The organism is uncultured Psychroserpens sp. (genome assembly GCF_947494225.1).
In the GTDB taxonomy this organism is placed as follows: Bacteria; Bacteroidota; Bacteroidia; order Flavobacteriales; family Flavobacteriaceae; genus Psychroserpens.
Genome location: NZ_CANLUG010000002.1, coordinates 40,397 through 59,807, shown reverse-complemented (window position 1 = coordinate 59,807; position 19,411 = coordinate 40,397). Strand labels below are relative to the sequence as shown.

13 protein-coding genes are annotated in these 19,411 nt (G+C 34.9%); 8 read left to right on the top strand and 5 right to left on the bottom strand.

The window, feature by feature from the left end:
* Nucleotides 1-66 precede the first annotated feature (66 nt).
* The 6 genes from Q0893_RS04275 to Q0893_RS04250 all read left to right on the top strand — a co-directional run bounded on the left by Q0893_RS04275 (nt 67) and on the right by Q0893_RS04250 (nt 5,127).
* On the top strand, nt 67-699 hold the full coding sequence (locus Q0893_RS04275) for a hypothetical protein (protein ID WP_366915874.1): 633 nt from the start codon (nt 67-69) through the stop codon (nt 697-699).
* Nucleotides 668-2,098, top strand: a complete 1,431-nt coding sequence (locus Q0893_RS04270) for a flotillin family protein (protein ID WP_298900821.1) — start codon at nt 668-670, stop codon at nt 2,096-2,098. Before Q0893_RS04275 ends, Q0893_RS04270 begins: the two co-directional genes overlap by 32 nt.
* A 115-nt stretch (nt 2,099-2,213) precedes the next feature.
* Nucleotides 2,214-3,308: a biotin synthase BioB gene (bioB, locus tag Q0893_RS04265; RefSeq protein WP_299272736.1), complete on the top strand. Its 1,095-nt coding sequence runs from the start codon at nt 2,214-2,216 to the stop codon at nt 3,306-3,308.
* Nucleotides 3,309-3,311: 3 nt separating this feature from the next.
* Nucleotides 3,312-3,629, top strand: coding sequence for a DUF3784 domain-containing protein (locus Q0893_RS04260; protein WP_298900824.1), 318 nt, complete (start codon nt 3,312-3,314; stop codon nt 3,627-3,629).
* Between the two features lie 81 nt (nt 3,630-3,710).
* Complete coding sequence (locus tag Q0893_RS04255; protein ID WP_298900825.1) at nt 3,711-4,571, top strand: cupin-like domain-containing protein; 861 nt, start codon at nt 3,711-3,713, stop codon at nt 4,569-4,571.
* 64 nt (nt 4,572-4,635) lie between these two features.
* Nucleotides 4,636-5,127, top strand: coding sequence for a DUF6646 family protein (locus tag Q0893_RS04250; RefSeq protein ID WP_298900826.1), 492 nt, complete (start codon nt 4,636-4,638; stop codon nt 5,125-5,127).
* A gap of 57 nt (nt 5,128-5,184) precedes the next feature.
* On the opposite strand, the gene Q0893_RS04245 is transcribed toward Q0893_RS04250, so the two are convergent.
* Entirely contained in the window at nt 5,185-5,658 is a 474-nt protein-coding gene (locus Q0893_RS04245; RefSeq protein WP_298900827.1) for a regulatory protein RecX, read from the bottom strand.
* 122 nt (nt 5,659-5,780) lie between these two features.
* On the opposite strand from Q0893_RS04245, the gene Q0893_RS04240 reads away from it, so the two are divergent.
* Nucleotides 5,781-11,279, top strand: coding sequence for a choice-of-anchor D domain-containing protein (locus Q0893_RS04240; RefSeq protein WP_299272733.1), 5,499 nt, complete (start codon nt 5,781-5,783; stop codon nt 11,277-11,279).
* Between the two features lie 64 nt (nt 11,280-11,343).
* On the opposite strand, the gene Q0893_RS04235 is transcribed toward Q0893_RS04240, so the two are convergent.
* The 4 genes from Q0893_RS04235 to gdhA all read right to left on the bottom strand — a co-directional run bounded on the left by Q0893_RS04235 (nt 11,344) and on the right by gdhA (nt 18,324).
* The gene (locus Q0893_RS04235; RefSeq protein ID WP_299272731.1) at nt 11,344-13,752 is read right to left on the bottom strand and encodes a TonB-dependent receptor; all 2,409 of its coding nucleotides are present in this window, start codon (nt 13,750-13,752) and stop codon (nt 11,344-11,346) included.
* Between the two features lie 5 nt (nt 13,753-13,757).
* The gene (gene recO, locus Q0893_RS04230; protein ID WP_298900830.1) at nt 13,758-14,477 is read right to left on the bottom strand and encodes a DNA repair protein RecO; all 720 of its coding nucleotides are present in this window, start codon (nt 14,475-14,477) and stop codon (nt 13,758-13,760) included.
* Between the two features lie 11 nt (nt 14,478-14,488).
* Nucleotides 14,489-16,855 carry a two-component regulator propeller domain-containing protein gene (locus Q0893_RS04225; RefSeq protein WP_299272728.1) on the bottom strand — a complete coding sequence of 789 codons (2,367 nt, stop codon included), beginning with the start codon at nt 16,853-16,855 and terminating at the stop codon, nt 14,489-14,491.
* 125 nt (nt 16,856-16,980) lie between these two features.
* Entirely contained in the window at nt 16,981-18,324 is a 1,344-nt protein-coding gene (gene gdhA, locus Q0893_RS04220) for an NADP-specific glutamate dehydrogenase (protein ID WP_298900832.1), read from the bottom strand.
* Nucleotides 18,325-18,546: 222 nt separating this feature from the next.
* Between gdhA and Q0893_RS04215 the strand changes: the two genes are divergently transcribed.
* Nucleotides 18,547-19,362, top strand: coding sequence for a glutamate dehydrogenase (locus tag Q0893_RS04215; RefSeq protein ID WP_298900834.1), 816 nt, complete (start codon nt 18,547-18,549; stop codon nt 19,360-19,362).
* Nucleotides 19,363-19,411 lie beyond the last annotated feature (49 nt).

Genomic DNA, 19,411 nt, shown 5'->3' with positions numbered 1-19,411 from the left:
GATATATATTGTAAGACTCTTTTAAAGGTCTTATATTTCAGTATTAATTTTTAACACTAACCTATTATGGAATGGTTTTCAGCTTTAGATGGATTCTCACAATTCTTCTGGATTATTGCGCTCATTGGCTCGTTACTTTTTGTGTTCGTTATTATCACAACCTTTGCAGGTATTGATGGAGGTGACGACATAGGAGATGTAGACTCTGATATCGATGCCGATACAGGAATTGGATTTCAATTTATAACTTTTAAAAACCTCGTAGGTTTCTTTACCATTTTTGGATGGACAGGTATTGCATGTCTTAATGCTGGCATGTCTAAATCTGTAAGTGTTATCATTGCTACAGTTTGCGGATTAATTATGATGGCAATCATGGCTGCCATGTTTTTTTCTATGCGGAAATTGGCAGACAGTGGTACCTTGGATTACAAAAATGCGATAGGAGCCATAGGAGAAATTTATCTTACCGTTGGTGCAAACCGAACAAGAATGGGAAAAGTTAGTGTACGTGTTCAAGGCTCATTACGTGAACTTGAAGCACTTTCAGATTCTCTTGTAGAACTCAAATCAGGGGCACTTATTAAAGTCGTTGATGTTACCTCCAATGGCATATTAATAGTCGAACAAACAAAGAAACCTATAGAACCAATTAAAACAGAAACACATGAACTACCTTCTGACACAACAAAACTTTGATTTAGGCTTTCCAATAGTTATCGTTATTGCGATACTTATTGTATTTGTCTTTCTAATTATTCTTATTAAACGTTATAAACGTTGCCCTTCCGACCGTATTTTAGTGGTTTATGGAAAAGTAGGTGGAGGTCAATCGGCCAAATGTATCCATGGTGGAGCCGCCTTTATATTTCCTGTTATTCAGGATTATGAATTCTTAGATTTAACACCAATCTCAATAGAAGTTAACTTAGTTAATGCACTATCAAAACAAAATATTCGTGTTAATGTTCCTTCTCGCTTTACTATTGGTGTCTCTACTGAACCTGGCGTTATGCAAAATGCTGCCGAACGTTTATTAGGTTTAGCACAACAAGATGTTCAAGAATTAGCTAAAGAAATTATTTTTGGTCAATTACGTTTGGTAGTAGCCTCAATGGATATCGAAGAAATTAACAGTGACAGAGATAAGTTCTTAACCAATATTTCTCAAAGTGTTGAGTCCGAATTAAAGAAAGTAGGTCTTAAACTTATTAACGTAAATATTACTGATATCGTTGATGAATCTGGCTATATAGAAGCACTTGGTAAAGAAGCAGCCGCACATGCAATTAACGCCGCACGTAAGTCGGTTGCCGAAAAAACAAGAGATGGTTCTATTGGTGAAGCTAATGCAGTGCAAGATGAAAGAACACAAGTTGCTGCTGCAAACGCACAAGCAGTAGAAGGAGAAAACACGGCAAAAATAGCTGTTGCAAACTCAGATTCACTACGTCGTCAAAGAGAGGCCGAAGCAGAACGTGTTGCAATCGCGGCAGAAAAAGTACAAAGTGCAAAAGCCTTGGAAGAATCTTATGCTGCTGAAAAAGATGCCGAAATAGCGAGAGCAGAACGCGAGCGTTCTTCTCAAATGGCAGATGTTATTGTTCCTGCTGAAATTGACAAGCGAAAAGTAGAAATTGATGCCGAAGCCGAAGCTGAAATGATTCGTCGTAGAGCTAAAGGTGAAGCAGATGCAATTTTATTTAAGGCACAAGCTGAAGCACAAGGACAATTTGAAGTCTTAACGAAGCAAGCTGCAGGTTTACAAGAAATTGTTAAAGCTGCCGGAAATAGTAGTAAAGATGCTGTATTATTATTAATTGCAGATAAATTGCCTGAGCTTGTAAAAACACAAGCGGAAGCTATTAAAAATATCAAAATTGATAAAGTCACTGTTTGGGAAAATGGTGGAAATGGAGAAGATGGAAAGTCATCTACAGCCAATTTCTTATCAGGAATGTACAAATCTGTTCCTCCATTACAAGACATGTTTAACATGGCTGGTATGGACTTACCTGAGTACTTAAAAGGAAAAGACAAGACCAAACCAGAAGAACCAAAATCACTTCCAGAGAAAAAAGAAGATGATAAAAATTAACCATAAAAAAGCCCGTTATATAGCGGGCTTTTTTGAATTTAAAATTGTTAAAAAACTATTCATATTTACAGCATACTTTTTATTATAGTATCATTTTATATTTTATTTTTGATCTATGAATGAAACAAGACACAATTGGACCAAAGAAGAAATTCTAGGAATATACAATAAACCGTTAATGGAGTTGTTATACGATGCCGCAACCATTCATCGGAAACATCACGACCCTAATACAGTTCAGGTATCAACATTACTTTCAATAAAAACAGGTGGCTGCCCAGAAGATTGTGGATATTGTCCGCAAGCAGCTCGATATCACACAAATATTGAAGGTAATGATTTAATGTCTGTTCAGCAGGTAAAAGCTCAAGCCTTAAGAGCAAAATCATCTGGAAGTTCTCGTGTTTGTATGGGAGCTGCATGGCGAAATGTGAAAGATGGCGAAGAGTTTGACCAGGTTTTAGAAATGGTAAGAACCATCAATAAACTGGAAATGGAAGTGTGTTGTACTTTAGGTATGATTACCGAAAATCAAGCACAGCGTTTAGCTGAAGCTGGTTTATATGCATATAATCACAACTTAGACTCTTCTGAAGAATATTATAAAGAAGTCATATCTACCAGAGGTTATGAAGATCGTTTAGAAACCATTGATAATGTCAGAAAAACCAATGTAACCGTGTGTTCTGGTGGTATTATTGGTATGGGAGAAAAAACTGAAGATAGAGCAGGAATGCTGGTTGCTCTATCTACTTTAAATCCACAACCAGAGTCTGTTCCAATCAATGCTTTAGTGGCTGTAGAAGGCACGCCACTAGAAGATCAAAAACCTGTATCTATTTGGGATATGGTGAGAATGGTAGCAACAACAAGGATTGTTATGCCCGAAACCCAAGTAAGATTAAGTGCTGGTCGTACCGAAATGACACGTGAAGGTCAAGCTATGTGTTTCTTTGCTGGAGCAAATTCAATTTTTGCTGGTGATAAACTTTTAACGACTCCTAATCCAGATGTTAATGAAGATATGGAAATGTTTAAACTGTTAGGTTTAAATCCGCAAAAACCATTCATCAAAAAAATGCAACCAGAAACGGTTGAAGCTCAAGACTCTCAATACCAAGCATTAGGTGAAAAACCTAAATGGACGCGACCTGAACATAAAATAGAGCGTAACGAAGATGCCAAGCAAAAGGCAAAAGCGCTTAAATAAGTTATGCTGATTCTCGTTGCCATTATTTTTATTCTGCTGGGTATTGCCATAAAATATGGTAAACTATATTTTCTTATTGCAGGCTATAATACAATGTCAAAAGAAGAACAAGCTAAGTATGATATTGATGGTGTTGCTAGTGTTTTTAGAAATGCCATGTTTGGTATGGCTCTAATCATGATTATAGGTTACATTGTTTTAAAATTGTTGGGGTGCCAAGAGTTTGAATCCTATGTTCTTTTTGGAGCCCTTGGGATTGGATTACCATATTTATTAATCGTTTCTAATTCTGGAAAATTCAAAATCGATAAAAACAACTAATCCCTACTAACGAAATTTTAACAAACAATTATTTCCGTTTCATAACGTTTTCTTAACTTTGAAACCTAAAATTTTTGACATTTGAAACTCAATCTTCAAGATATTCCTCGTGTTAAAAACATTTCCAAAGAGGAGTTTATAAAAAACTACTTCAAACCACAAAAGCCTGTGGTAATAGAACGATTTATAGAAGATTGGCCTGCGTACACCAAATGGAGTTTAGATTACATGAAAGACGTAGCGGGCGACAAAATTGTGCCTCTTTATGACGACAGACCAGTAGATTATAAAGATGGATTTAATGAGCCGCATGCAAAAATGAAAATGAGTGAATATGTTGATTTACTCAAAAGCAAACCAACTAAATACCGCATTTTTCTTTGGAATGTTCTAAAGGAAATACCTCAATTACAAAAAGATTACACATACCCTGATTTTGGTTTGAAACTAATGAAAAGTCTTCCCATGTTATTTTTTGGCGGAAGAAACTCACATACATTTATGCATTATGATATTGATTTAGCCAATATTTTCCACTTTCATTTTGAAGGTAAAAAGCTATGTATATTATTTGATCAAAAACAAAGCGATTATCTATATAAAATTCCACATTCGTTAATCACAAGAGAAGATATCGATTTTTCTAATCCAGATTTCGAAAAATGGCCAGCGCTAAAAAAAGCCAAAGGTTGGCAATGTGAATTAAACCATGGCGAAGTGCTGTATATGCCAGAAGGTTATTGGCATTATATGAAATACCTAACACCAGGGTTTTCTATGAGCCTTCGTGCTATAGCTAGGCACCCAAAAAACTTAGGAAAGGCAATATACAACGTCCTAATTATGCGTCACTTTGACAACCTCATGAGACGCATAAAAGGTCAGAAATGGATTGACTGGAAAAATGCAGAAGCTGTTACAAGAACCGATAAGAGTTTTTGATAAAAACCCTTCTGTATTAAAAACTTATAATATATTTGCTGTCTCAAATTTTAGAATGATGATTATGAAAAAACTACTATTATTTATCGCTTTAATTTCGGTTTCATTTGTAAATGCTCAAGCATATAAAGGAAAAGGAGACCAAAAATTTCAAGTTGGCGCTAGTATTCAGGACGAAGCAACAGGAATCAATATTACATATGACTATGGAATAGGTGAAAACATCTCAATTGGTGTATCTTCAACCTATGCTTTAGGAGTTGATGATATTTTAGATGCCGATTTCGGTGATCGTTTCGATTTAAAAGCACGCTTTAATGCTAACCTCGGTAACGTATTAAATATTGATGAAAACTTTGATGTATACCCAGGTTTAAGTCTTAGTTTAAAGAATTTCGGAGGTCATGTAGGAGCACGTTACTTCTTTACTGATGGTTTTGGTGTATTCACCGAAGCTACATTTCCGCTTGCAAAGTATGACGAAAATAAATTAGAATTGGCAAATTTTATTCACAACCAATTTGCTATAAATATTGGTGCATCATTTAACCTTTAAAGGATGCTTCAAATAACATTTTAAACTAAAAAAACCACCTCTATAGAGGTGGTTTTTTTATGGAATTAATGTTCTAATTTTCTCATAGACAAGATGACTTTCCCAGCCTCTATATAGAAGATAGTCAGCCAATTTCTTTCTTTTTTTTTGTACGTTAGAGTCTTTAATTGTCATTACTTTTTTTTCTGCCAATGCATGAAAAGTATCATAATAATCTTGCTCATCAATTTCATTTAAAGCAATAGATATTAAGGTTTTATTGATATCTCTCCGTTTTAATTCTAATTGTAATCGTTGCTTTCCCCATTTTTTAATTCTGAATTTTCCTCTCACGAAGGCTCTAGCAAACCGTTCTTCATTTAGAAAATTGTGCTGAAGCAAATGCACAATAATTTGATCTCTAGCTTCTGGAATCATTCTCATTTCATACAATTTCTGAGTCACGTCTTTATGGCAACGTTCCTGATAAGCACAATAGCGTTCCATTCTTTTTTGCGCTTCATCGAAAGTATATGTTTTTGATAGATTCATTGTGCGAAAATATAACTTTTTGTTAATAAATACCGTACCTTAAAGCGCTCATTTGTAAGTATTTTTGTGTAAATTCGCACGTTTGCTTTTTGAGCAAAATGTATTTAAATTAATTCATCCCTATGAAAAAGAATTACTCCCTAATCTTAATAGCATGCTTATGCTTTGTTATATCAAGTTATAGTCAAATCCTAACTTTTGATTTTAATGGTCTTGCCGGCAACGAAGCTTCAGCTAATTCAAATTTCAATAATGCAAACCTTAGTAATTCAACTATTACAAGAGGAGCTGGTTTAACCGCATCTAATAATGGAAATAGATTCAATGCAACCTCATGGGCCGTTACCAATATAGCTAATGCTATTTCGGGTAATGATTATATGGAATTTACGATAACGCCTAACGCATCTTATACATTCGATGTTACAACGATAGATGTAATTTTTCAGCGTTCAGGTACAGGAACCAGAGGTATCGCTTTAAGAAGTTCTCTTGATGGCTATGCTGCTAATATTGATACTGAAAAAGCAATTACCGATAACACTTCATCTCAATCTTTTACTTTTACAGTTAATCAAACCAACAACGCTGTGGCAGTGACTTACAGAATATACGGTTGGGCTGAATCTACAGGAGGATCAGGTGGTTTTGAAGGTACGGGAGATGATATTGTCGTTAATGGGTCTGTAAATTCATCATGTACAGATGCTGTTGATTTTGCAAACATTCAGTCGCCTAACACGATGCAAACCATAACCGTTGGAAATACTTTTGACGTATATGCTCAAGTTTACGAGCCAGGAGTTACAGATACACCGTTTAACCAAGGTGCTGGCATAAATGCTTGGATTGGATATAGCTCTACTAACAATAATCCAAGTTCTGCAGGATGGACTTGGGTACCTGCAACCTACAACAACATTGGAGGTAATAACGATGAATATCAAGCCGATTTAGGTGCCGCAATTACTGTTCCTGGAACATACTATTATGCCAGTCGATTTGAACTTAATAGCTGTGGCTATGTCTATGGTGGCACTGGAGGTATTTGGAGTAACGACTCTGTAGAATTAGTTGTTGAACCTGATCAAGTTAACTTCTGCAATGTTGATTTCCCAAAAACAGCGACCATTACAGTAGGTGACAACCACAATGTATATGCTCAGGCATACGAACCTGGTGTAACCGATTCTGCTGGTCAAGGGGCTAACCTCTTAGCGTGGATTGGTTATAATACTACCGATAACAACCCAAGCGTAGGCGCAGGATGGACATGGGTTCCGGCTACGTATGATTCTGACTTTGCAAATAACGATCAATATGTTGCTGAAATTGGTTCATCTTTACCCGCTGGAACATATTACTATGCGAGTCGTTTTCAATTGAATGGTAGTGATTATAGTTATGGTGGAATACAATCTGATAATTTTGGAAATTTCTGGGACGCTACAGTTAACAATTCTGGAATATTAATTATTAATAATCCACCTTTAGCTGATGTCGTTATTACTGAAATTATGTACAACACGCCAACACCTGGCAATGATTATGAATGGATAGAAATTTGTAACCTTAATGGTACTGCAGAGGATATCAGTAACTATACGGTTGACGTTAATGGAATTGTAAGATATACATTCCCTGCAAGTACATCTATACCTGCAAATTCTTGTATTACTGTATTAATTGGGGATGATGGTTCATCTTCTCCAGAATGTACTTTTACACCAGATTACGGATCACCTTCTGGAACTAATATACTACCAAACAGTCCTTCCGCAGCTGGTGTAGATATTGAACTTGTTGCTTCAGATGGTGTTTCGATCGCTGATAGCGTAAATTATGATGATGCAGACGGTGCAGATGGCAATGGTGCCTCACTTCATGTCGTAAACGGTACTATAGACAACTCAAATACAGGAGTCAACTGGCAAGAAGTTATGGATGGTGGTTCTCCTAAATTAAATACGTTAATATCGCCATGTTCTGCTCCTGAAATTCAAATCAAAGACAGTTCTGGAGTAGATCAAGCATGTGGGGGCTTTACAATAGATTTCGGATCTCAGGCTATAGGATTTGATACCGACTTAACTTTTGATATAGTAAATGAAGGTACATTAGATTTGGTTATAACCTCTTTACCTATTGGAGGAACCAATCCTGGAGATTTTTCTATTGTTTCTCCTATAATAACAGTTCCATTGATAATCACTTCTGGTAATACACAAACTGTGACTGTACGATTTTCTCCAACAGCTACTGGTAACAGAACTTCTTTTTTAAGAGTTACTAATAATGATGCTAATGAAGCAGCTTGTAACATTAATTTACAGGGTGTTGGCACAACTCCTATTCCGGATATAGATGTAGAAAGAAACACCTTTGCTACGATACCAGATGGATCTCCAGCTGATAATGGCTTCAATACTATTTTTGCTCAAACTCCGGTTAATAGTACCTCACTTCCAAAAACTTATTATATTAGAAATGAAGGCACAGCAGATTTAAATGTAACAAGTATCAGTTTAAGTACAGATACTAATTTTAATTTAGTTGGGCTTCCAACGCTTCCATTCACGCTTTCTCCTTCAGATTCACCAGTTTCATTTGAAGTTGAGTTTGCTCCTATTAATCCCGTAGGCACCAAAACTGATGAAGTAATTATACTAAGTAATGATCCTGACACGTCTGAAGCCACATATACATTTCGAGTTCAAGGAGATGCAACATGCTCTACTACAAGCATATCTTTATTTCCTGAATCTGGACCAGCTGGTACTATTGTAACGGTTAGCGGAACTGGAAATAATTTTGATGGCTCTACAACAATTGACTTTGGGGGTAACTCATTACCTGTTACATTTATTGATGCTAACACTTTAGAAGTTACAATTCCTACTTCATCTGTAAGTGGGGAAATTTTATTAACAGATAGTGGGTGTACAAGTACTGACTATTTTACAATCATAGATTCTGTATTTGGAGACTGTGAAGGCTCTACTCCTGCGTCAGATCTAATTTTATATGAGATATATGACGAGAATCCAGGTAATGGTGGAATGGTTACTATTTATAATGGCACGAACTCTATTCAAGACCTTAACAATTATAAAATTTCTAGAACTACTAATTATTCCGACTTAATCAATTTCCCTTATGTTGAAAATTGGTATTTACCATCTGGTAATTTGGCTCCAGGAGAGGTTTTTAGATTAAAAATAGGGACAAGTGCATGTTCTGATGCTTTTTATACTACCCCATATAATGAAATCTTTTTTACCGGATTTAACGCTAACGATGGAGTCCAATTAAGACTTCTTGACAACTCTGTAATTGATGAAGTTTTAACCCCAAATTACACTGGCTATTATATGAAACGTAATGCTGGAACGTTAGATCCTTCAGATCCTTACAATGCATCATTTTGGAATACAGATACTTTAACCGCTTCAGAATGCAGAGTAGTAGGTGTTGCACCTTCTTTGACCAACCCTCCTCCTTCGGTAGACACGCAGCCATCGTCTATAATGGCTAATTGTAATTCTATCTCTGGGGTTTTCACTTTTACTGCTTCCGAAGGCGTCCCAAATGGATTAAATTTGATTTATTTCTGGTATTATAATGCGCCTGGAACCTCTACTTGGTTACCAATTCCTAATAGCCCTGTCTATACTTTTGCTAGCAACTCACCTACTCTTACTATTAATAATGGATATGCTTTAGATGGATACCAATATTATTGTGAAGTTAGAGAAAATTCCACGACCTGTTTTCAGGCAACTGAAGCAGTTCAATTTAGTGTAAATAGTACTATTTGGTACAATAACGCTGGGACTCTAGAATGGAGTAATGGTCTTCCAAATATAAACACGGCAGCTATTATAAACGCTAATTATGATACAAGTATTGGAACCAACGGTCAAACAAGTTTTGAAGCTTGCCGATTAATTGTGAATACAGGACATACTTTAAGTATTGAAAATAATACTTATGTAAGAGTTCAAAATGATCTTACTGTTGATGGTGAATTGGTAGTAAAAACTGATGGAGCATTTGTTCAAGTAAATGATGCAGCCGTTGTTGATGGCGCTGTTACAACTACAAGAAGTAAAATTACTGTAGAAAAAGAAACTGCATTTTTGGCCACTTATCAAGAGTACACGTATTGGAGCTCTCCTGTTTTTGGTGAACTTGTAAATGACGGCCTGTCCGAAGCCTCTCCAACAAGACGTTTTTGGTATAACGGGCAAAACTTTAGAGACTCTACACAAGAAACGAATAACGATAATACCGCAGTTGCTGGTCAAGATGACATTGACGACGATGCAAATGATTGGACGGATGCCTCAGGACCAACTATTGTAATGCAACCTGGTGTAGGTTATGCGTCAACTCATAGTGGAATTGGCTTTGTTGGTCCAGCGCAATATATTTATACTTTCAATGGACCATTTAATAACGGGGTCATTACTGTTCCTATTTATAGAAATGATGCAGAAACTAACGATAATAACTGGAATTTTATAGGCAACCCCTATCCTTCTGCTATCAATGCTGATTTATTTTTAGCTGCCAATGGAAGTATTGACCAAACTGTTGGCGCAACTAGTGGCGCCATTTTCTTCTGGTCGCATAATACTCCTGCCGATGGAAATACTAATGGTAACGAAGTGCTCAACTATTCTCAAAGTGATTATGCTATTATAAATGGTACTGGTCAAACGGCTGGTGGGGATATGGTTGTTCCTGATCGCTTTATTCCATCTGGTCAAGGATTCTTTGTATCGATGGATGATGCCGCAACTTCTACTTCTGCAGGTGGAACCATTAGAACAACAGACATTGTATTTAATAACAGCATGAGGGTTACGGGTAATAACGCGCAATTCTTTAGAACCGCAAGTTCTTCTGTATACAACAAAATACGATTAAATTTAACATCGGATAATGGTGTTTTCAATCAGATTTTAGTAGGTTATGTAGATGGAGCAACTAACGATTATGACGGCATGTACTATGATGCTCATAAAACGTTATCAATTAATGCCAATGCTGTTTTATATTCACTTATCAATGAAACAAGCGATAGGAAATTTGCAATTCAAGGTAAAGCACCTAGTACATTAACACTTGAGGAAATTATTCCATTAGGTTTCTCTACTATTATTGACGAAGCAACTCTTTATACGTTATCAATTGCCGAATTAGAAGGTGACTTTATGAATGATAATACAGTTTATCTAAAAGATAACTTACTAAATGTTGTTCATGATTTAAGTTCGAATGACTATGTATTTACTTCAGAGGTTGGTGAATTTAATGCACGTTTTGAAATTGTATTTCAAGCTGAAGCGTTATCTGTAAGCGAAAACGATATTGACCCTAATGACTTAATTATTGTAGAACAAGGTGATGGCGATGTGAAATTTTCAGTTGGAAACAACCTAATTATTAAGCACGTTGATATTATAGACACGCTAGGAAGACTAGTGTATGAATTAAACGGAAATAACAATGTTGAAGTTTATAACTTATCGCGATTAAGTCAATCTGCATACGTTGCTAGAGTGACACTTTCTAACGGACAAGTAATTACAAAAAAAGCCATAAAAAGGAAATAAATTTATTGGCTTACTATAAGATAAAGGTTTTGGTTTATACTAAAACCTTTTTTGTTTTACATGCTTACAAACTATATCTGAAGGCTAAAATTAGATTTCTTCCAGGAGCCGCTATTCCTGAGGAATACGTTCTGTAACGTTGGTCTGTAATATTCTCTAAAGAAGCAATAATAGTTGTTGCATTAGAAATTTTATATTGGGTTCTTAAATTAAATGTATACCAGGCTGGTGCATATGGATTGCCATTTTCGTCCAAGGCATAAATAAAGGTTTTAGAGCGTTCTGATGGCGCAAATTGACTAAATGATAACTCGTTATTATACTCGGCAAACGCGTCTATTTCAAACTTCTCATTCTGCCAAACAAAATGGGTGTTTCCAAAATTCGGAGCAATGTGCCTTACTGGTACTTCAATACCGTTCTCATCTTCAGTTCCACCAATAATATTATATTGAGATGTTAACTTTAAACGTTTAGAAAAATTAATTCGTACGCCAGCTTCAAAACCATAAATCCATGCTTTAGATGCATTTTGAATAGCTTGAACATTACTTAATTCGCCATCATATAAAATTTGAGACTCGCCATTTAAGGTAAAATCGCGTCGCACTAAAGCATTATCTAAAAAAGTATAATACGTAGCCATATCTACAATAAAAACATCGTCCACATTGAGCCTAAATCCGAGTTCCCCACCATAAGCATATTCTGGTCTAAGATTAGGATTAGGCACCACAACTGAACCCGGTTCAGAATCAAATACTTTACCAATATCATCAATATTTGGAGCTCTAAAAGCTGTCGATGCATTAAACTTCCACTGCATCATTTTAGAAGGCATCCAACTTATCCCAGCAGTTCCTGTAACCGCTCCAGAGTTTAGCCTAGTACTATTAAATGGAAGGTTTAAGAATTGATTGTTCTCCGTGAAATCTGCTTTAGCAACAATATGATTATAACGCAAACCTGATTGGAATACAAACTTTGAGTTAGGCTTATATTTAAAACTGGCATATGCTGCGATGGATTGCCAATTTGATCCATCTGGATATCTCGATACAGCTTGTGTATTTGTATTAGCGGCAATATTGGTTTCTAGTCCATCAGAATTTACCTTGTTATATACATACTCTAAACCATAAAAAAGTTTTGACTTTGTACTTAGTCCTTTTTCCAAGTCAACATTAAGAGAATAGGCATCTACCATTTCTTCTCTTATATTTCTGATATCAGATTGAAAATCTCTATCGTGTCTACTTTCCTGAAAGTTCTGATAAGCTGCCGTTGCCTGAATTTTATCATACAGATTAGAACTACTACTTAATTTCGTCACTTGAAAATTACCCATAAACCAGCGTTGAGGGCCATAATTCCATTCGGCCGAGCGCAAATTACCGTCAAGATATCTAAGAAGCCTATCATATCTAGAATAAGACGATGTCGTTGAATAATAGAGTCCTAAATCAAAATTCAAATTTTCTTTTGGTTCATATCTTACTTTCTGCAAAAAATTAATTTGATCATATCCTGTTGGTGTTTGGATTCGTGGGTTTTCATTTTGAACAACCACATCTTCACCATTAACCGTCTCAACATATTCCGTCCTCAAATAATCATCAGGACCATGTTTCCCCATTCTTAAATCATCAAAATCGGTATAGCTTATACTACTTAAAAAAGCCCATTTTTTAAGTCCAAAATTTAGATCTAAATGTCCTGTTTTTTCTTTGTTCGCTGTAGCATATCTCAAAGCGGCATTAGCATTGAAATACAAAGAATCTTTATAAGACAGTTGCGGTTTTTGTGTATAAAAACTCATCACACCTCCAATGGCATCACTTCCATAAACGACAGAACCTGCTCCTAGTGTAATTTCGGTATTCTGAATGGTAAAAGGATCTATAGAAATTACGTTTTGAAGATTCCCTCCTCTAAAAGTTGCATTGTTCATTCTAACCCCATCTACAGTAATTAATAAGCGGTTCGTAGAAAAACCTCTTATCAGAGGGCTACCGCCTCCTAATTGACTTTTTTGAATATATACATTACCAGTACTCTCAAGAAGATCTGCACTAGTTTGTGGGTTTTCAAACTGAATATTTTTTGAACTGATATTGACAATAGTTTGAGGAATATCTCGTTTACTTTGTTCAAATTTCGATGCCGAAACAACAACTTCATTCAAATCTTCAATTCTAGGTGTAAGATATACGGTAAAATCAACACCCAACTGTGTTATTTTTATGGCCTTCTTTTTATATAGTATATTTTGAAGGTAAATTGTTTCGTTTTCATTAAACAACTCTAAAGACGCTTTACCATCAATATTAGTAATAACAGACTTATCTTTTTTAAAGTTAAAAATGGCAACTCCAGATATAGGCTCTGTTGTGCCCTCTTCTAAAACTGTTATTGTTTGAGCCTCGCAGAATAAAAATGAAAAGATTAATAAAACTGAAAGTATATACTTCATAAATTTTAATTAAATACCTGATTGAAAATTTCTAAGGATTTCGGTTTTCTAAAACTGCCCAAATGTAATTCAAAATAAAGCAATAGCATAGCCAGAAACGATTGTCTTTGCTTCGAATTTAATTTTATATTATCTAATTCATCAAAATTTATGCCTAATAGCTGTTTAAGGATTGTTAAATTTTCGCCAGAAACACTATAGATACCCTCTTTTCTAGGTTCAAATAAACCATTATTTAAATTGAAATACATATGATTAACATCTGTATTATTAGGATAAAATCCAAGGTGCCTTGTTAGATTTAGCAAAAATAATAAATGAAAATTCGAAAATTCATCTTTGGCGTCCAACCAACGAAATGTTGTTTCTAAATAATGGTACAATTGTTTGTTTTCTTCTTCTTCCCTTAATACAGATGCTAAAACCTCAGAAAGAAACATCACAATTGAGCTTTTGAGTACATGTGTATGCAAACTGGTGAAGCTATAATCTAAACGTAGGTCTTTGATAGATTGTAAAGACTGGTTTTCTCTGAAATTTTCTTCAATTTGCAATTGAGACAGCAACTGAAAGTAAGCAACTTTAGAATGTCCTTTTTTTGAATTTAAAACGCCCCTTATTAAGTAACTCACAACACCTCTATGTAAAGTGAAGCATTTTACAATAAGGTCATTGTCTCTGTATTTGAGTTTAGAGAGGACAATAACTTTCGTTTTAATAAGCATTATAGTATTTGTTATCTAACAATTAAGAGCTTTAAAACTTTGGTTTCAAATGAATCTAAATCAGAGATTAAGAGTAAATAAACCCCTGATGCAACAACATTTCCTCTTAAGTTCTTGCCATTCCATATGCCAGTACCACCATCAATGGCAAAATTGTAGTTAGAGGACCTTTGATTCACTCTAGATTGGGCTTCGGCAACGAGATTACCTTCGATATCTGTAATTTTGACATTGACATTTTCGGTTAACCCTGAAATTTTAATGCCTTTATTAATGTCATTTAAATTATCAAAACCTAAAATATTATATTCTGGTCTCACAGGGTTTGGATAGACAAAAGCTTCTTCTAAGTCTTCTTTAGGTTTTGTTCCCCCAGAAGAAAACGACACCAACCCTTTAATGGTTGCTATATACACTTTCCCAGATTCGGGATCAATAGATATGTCTGTAATTGTATTGGATGGCAAGGGTGAATTATCTGTTGTAAACTGAAATATAGTTTCTTGTCCATCTGGTGAAAAATAAAAAATACCCGAATCTAAAGTACCAACCCATTTATTATCTGAACCATCAACTTTAATATCTGTGATGAACTGATTTGACAGTAATTCTGTTGGTATGCCATTTTCCAAAATAACAATTTCATTAACTCTTGGATCAGGATCATCAATAAAATTAGATGTATTAAACAACACTCTCAAACCTTTACTTGTTCCAATCCAAAGTTGATTTCGGCTATCAAGTGCTAGGGCTCTAACTTGTGCAGATGGCATATTTTGTTCTTCGCTAAAGGCATGATTTATTTGTTGTGTATCGGTATTATATCCTATTACACCATTTAAATAAGCCGCAATCCATTTCATACCACCGCTTCCAACAACGACGTCAGAAAATCCTTGGTCACCATTTAAAGCGTCTGGTATAAGCTCTGAAAAACTATAACCCTGCCATTGATTGGTAGCTGGGTCATACGATTTTAGAGCACGGTCTACCTTGGCCGTTACCGTCCACATGATCCCATTTCTATCAAATACAGATCCCGCTTGACGAATACTTACAAAAGTTGGGACTGGTGGAAATATTAGCGACTCCAATCCACTATTATTTTCATTTAAAAGCACAGTTGGTTCTTCATTGTTAATTTCAACAATACCATTTTGAAATGAGCTTATAAAAACTTGAGATGGGTTAAAGGGGTTTATGGCAATGTCACATAAATTTCTAGCACCAAACAAACTATCAAAGGGAATATTATTCCATTCTTCATTTCTAAAAACACTAACACCCCTAGTTCTAAAAGGACTTGGGTTAAAGGATGTATTATAGTCTCCATATGTAACCCATAACTGACCATTTTCGGCTTGTAACTTAAAGGCATCATTTCTTAAAGGACCTTGTGGAAGAATAGTCTCGTATTCACCCGGTGTATTTTCGATGGTCTTCAAAACACCAGAACCATTTGTACCTATATAAATATCACCTTCAAGAACTGTGGCTGATGTAAAATCTGTATCAAAGTTTTCATTTGTAGAAGCACTTTCAATTTGAACAAAATTTTCATCATATACGAAAACAGTCTCTGTTAGCGTAACCACCAAGTTATCGTTTATAGATCTTACATCTTCTGGGGTATCCGAAAATGTGAATACCGGATTTAAATTGTCGTTTACAATGTCATGAATAATGTTATTAGATTGAACCGTATAAAATTTACTCCCTACGGCCTGAATTGCAATATACTCACCAAAAGCGATTGTAGTCCACTGTTGGAAATCTATTAAGTTTGGATTATCTAAAGATGCTTTCCTAATACCACTATTAGAACCGCATGCGACATATATCGAATTATTAAAAACTGTTGTTTGATTTACACTAATTTGACTACCTCCATCTCCAATAAAATAACTATCGCCAAACTGCAGCTCATTTAAGTCATATACAGAAATCCCATAATCTGTAGCAATATATAAAAGGCCATCATGTTCATTAAAATGATTTATTCCTTTTAATGTTGGAGAAATAGATTCCTTTTCAAGAATATCTACAACAGACAGTATATCTGAATCCCCCTCAAAAATGATTTCCATTAAACCATTCTCATATCCAACAATTAATAAATCGAAATCATCACTATATTGTATTGTCGATATGGTTTCACCAGATAAGCCATCAATAGTTGTGATGGTTTCTATTTCATTTGTAAATACATCATAACTAAAAATAGCGTTCTCTGAAGCCGCAAAAATTTTATCATTACCTTGAGTAACATCTTTCACATTAAAAAAAGAAAAATACCCTTCCCAAAGTAAAGAAAAGTCCTGCGAAAAACTTTTAAATGAGATTAAGGCTAAAAGGATAAATACTATTCTTTTAAACATATCAATTATTTTTATCAAATATATTTATATCTAACGACATTTTCTCAAATATCATATAACCATGGTAAATAAAAAAAGCTCTCAGTAGTTATCTGAAAGCTTTTTTCTTTATTCATTATGAGAAGTTAAACAACTCCTTGAGCTAACATTGCTTCGGCAACCTTAACAAATCCAGCGACATTGGCTCCTTTCACATAGTCTACATAACCATCTGCGCCAGTGCCATACTTTACACAAGATTCATGGATATCGTCCATGATTCTATTTAATTTTTCATCAACCTCTTCTCTAGTCCAGTTTAATCGTAATGAGTTCTGACTCATCTCTAAACCAGATGTAGCAACACCTCCTGCATTAGACGCTTTTCCTGGAGAAAACAATACTTTTGCATTTTGAAACGCTTCTATCGCCTCAGGTGTTGTTGGCATATTAGCCCCTTCGGCAACCGCTATAACCTTATTATTTATTAATGCTGCAGCTTCGTCTCCATTAAGTTCATTTTGAGTTGCACAAGGTAAGGCAATATCACAATTAACTGACCATGGTCTTTCTCCTTGATGGAATGTTGCTGAAGGATACTCATTCACATATTCACTAATTCTTCCACGCTTAACATTCTTAAGATCCATCACGAATGCTAATTTATTAGCATCAATACCATCGGCATCATGAATGTATCCAGATGAATCAGATAAAGTCACAACTTTTGCACCTAACTGTGTAGCTTTTTCACATGCATACTGTGCAACATTACCAGAACCTGAAATAACAACGGTTTTGCCTTCAAACGAATCACCGTTAGTTGCTAGCATATTTTTAGCAAAATAAACACAGCCATATCCTGTAGCCTCTGGTCTAATTAACGAACCTCCATATGTAATTCCTTTTCCTGTAAGTACGCCAGTAAACTCATTTTGTAATCTTTTATATTGACCAAACATATATCCTATTTCGCGTCCTCCAACTCCTATATCTCCAGCAGGAACATCCGTGTTTGGACCAATATGTCTATATAACTCCGACATAAATGATTGACAAAAACGCATAACCTCATTATCACTTTTTCCTTTAGGATTGAAATCAGATCCTCCTTTACCTCCACCCATAGGTAGTGTTGTTAAGGCATTTTTAAATACTTGCTCAAATCCTAAAAACTTAAGAATACTTAGATTAACAGATGGGTGAAAACGCAAACCACCTTTATATGGCCCGATAGCAGAGTTAAATTCTACTCTAAACCCTCGATTAACTTGAGTATTGCCTTCATCGTCAATCCATGGTACTCTAAAAATAATAGTACGTTCAGGCTCAACCATGCGCTCAAGCAACATTTTACCTTGGTATTTAGGATTTTCCTCGATAAAAGGAATTACTGTTTCCGCAACTTCATGCACAGCCTGTAAAAACTCAGTTTCATGACTGTTTTTTTCTTTTACAAGATTCAAAAAAGCTTCTATTTTATCTTTCATTTATTAAAGTATTAATAATGTATGTTAATTTTAATAGCACAAAGATACATTATCTTTAAAATGTTCGCCATTTTTTTTTCATATTCTCAATGTCAGATTATTTCTATGTTAATTTAATATGATGCTATTGTTCGGATATTTTTACATTTCGTCTAATTTTTTGGTAGTTTATCTAGTTTTTATATATTTGTTAACGAATAAGCCCTCAATAAAATGAAACCTATGACGCTTAATTTTAAACAATTAACATATCTATTCGTATTTATACTTGGTATCAACGAATGTTATTCTCAGCTTGGTTTTTCTCACGAAATAGGTGTCATCGCTGGTCCAGTAGCTTTTCAGTCTGACTTTGGTGTTAGACGAGATTTTGAAACTAATGCTGGAAATACAGGAATTGGTGTTGGTATTGTTCATTATATTAATTTCGCTTACCGAGCAGATTGTAACTGTTATTCTACAGATACCTTTTTTAATGACCATTTTAAGTTACGTAATGAAATCTCTTGGAATAAAACCAATTTAAATCATTTTGGTAAATGGGTTGATGCCTCTAGAACTGGTCCTAATGCAGAGCGACTACGTCGACATTCTGGTGTAGCGCAAAACTTTGATGTTGGTACTCAGTTAGAATTTTTTCCAAAAAGTATTAGATCGTTTCAAGCCTTTAGTTACTCGTTTGCTCCGTTTATAAGTTTAGGTGTACACTTCACATCTTATAACCCAGAAGTTAAAACATCTTATGGTGATGGTAATATTGAAAACATGAATAATTTTTATCAACCATGGGTAAATGCTGCGAACCCAGATACCAACGAAGATCCATTTTTATTTAATGGTAATGATACAACTTGGTCAATGGTTGGAAGCGTTGGTACTCGTTATAAATTAACCGTACTTTCCGATTTGATGATAGATTTAAGATGGCAGTATTATTTTAACAATAAAGTTGACGGTTTAGACCACAATTTGAAATCTAATAAAGCTAACGATTGGCTTGTGTGGTTAAACTTTGGATACATTTATTATTTGAACTAGAAAAACAAACACAATACATCATAAAAAAGACCAAGTTTTACTTGGTCTT

Excerpts from the sequence above, each read along its gene's own strand:
- Q0893_RS04275 (WP_366915874.1), top strand. The coding sequence starts at position 67 with ATGGAATGGTTTTCAGCTTTAGATGGATTCTCACAATTCTTCTGGATT.
- Q0893_RS04270 (WP_298900821.1), top strand. The coding sequence starts at position 668 with ATGAACTACCTTCTGACACAACAAAACTTTGATTTAGGCTTTCCAATA.
- bioB (WP_299272736.1), top strand. The coding sequence starts at position 2,214 with ATGAATGAAACAAGACACAATTGGACCAAAGAAGAAATTCTAGGAATA.
- Q0893_RS04260 (WP_298900824.1), top strand. The coding sequence starts at position 3,312 with ATGCTGATTCTCGTTGCCATTATTTTTATTCTGCTGGGTATTGCCATA.
- Q0893_RS04250 (WP_298900826.1), top strand. The coding sequence starts at position 4,636 with ATGAAAAAACTACTATTATTTATCGCTTTAATTTCGGTTTCATTTGTA.
- Q0893_RS04245 (WP_298900827.1), bottom strand. The coding sequence starts at position 5,658 with ATGAATCTATCAAAAACATATACTTTCGATGAAGCGCAAAAAAGAATG.
- Q0893_RS04240 (WP_299272733.1), top strand. The coding sequence starts at position 5,781 with ATGAAAAAGAATTACTCCCTAATCTTAATAGCATGCTTATGCTTTGTT.
- Q0893_RS04235 (WP_299272731.1), bottom strand. The coding sequence starts at position 13,752 with ATGAAGTATATACTTTCAGTTTTATTAATCTTTTCATTTTTATTCTGC.
- recO (WP_298900830.1), bottom strand. The coding sequence starts at position 14,477 with ATGCTTATTAAAACGAAAGTTATTGTCCTCTCTAAACTCAAATACAGA.
- Q0893_RS04225 (WP_299272728.1), bottom strand. The coding sequence starts at position 16,855 with ATGTTTAAAAGAATAGTATTTATCCTTTTAGCCTTAATCTCATTTAAA.
- gdhA (WP_298900832.1), bottom strand. The coding sequence starts at position 18,324 with ATGAAAGATAAAATAGAAGCTTTTTTGAATCTTGTAAAAGAAAAAAAC.
- Q0893_RS04215 (WP_298900834.1), top strand. The coding sequence starts at position 18,547 with ATGACGCTTAATTTTAAACAATTAACATATCTATTCGTATTTATACTT.